Annotated in this window: 1 protein-coding gene; it reads left to right on the forward strand. The window is 47.3% G+C overall.

Features of this window, described 5'->3' with window-relative positions:
* The coding region (locus tag UF06_RS22335) for an Lrp/AsnC family transcriptional regulator (protein ID WP_045572431.1) at positions 1-228 on the forward strand (228 nt) is incomplete at its 5' end.
* Positions 229-404: the final 176 nt, after the last annotated feature.

Genomic DNA, 404 nt, shown 5'->3' on the forward strand with positions numbered 1-404 from the left:
GCGTCGCACAGCAAAAAAGCGCAGCAACAATTTGAAGACCATGTGCGCTTTGTCGATGAAGTGGACGAGTGTCACAACATCACGGGGGCGAATGAGTACTTACTTCGAGCTGAAACGCTCGATCTGGTCAGCTACAAGAAATTTCATGCCGATGTGTTAGGAGAGTGCGAGCAGGTAAAATCCATCACCACTATGGCGGTGATGGATTCGCCGAAAGATGAACGCTAGCAAACTGTATAACCGCAGATGGTATGCCGTTGAGACTTTTTAGTCGAGGATAACAGTTGGTTTGAGTTTGTATAGCAGCGTTCGCCGTCTGCTGGTCTGAACGCTTTCTGTGTTGTTGCGATGACTTTGATTGGCAAGGCTGAAAATAACTCTTAGGCGCTTCTCCTTGTTTGTTT

The organism is Vibrio sp. S234-5, from assembly GCF_000960595.1.
Classification (GTDB): domain Bacteria; phylum Pseudomonadota; class Gammaproteobacteria; order Enterobacterales; family Vibrionaceae; genus Vibrio.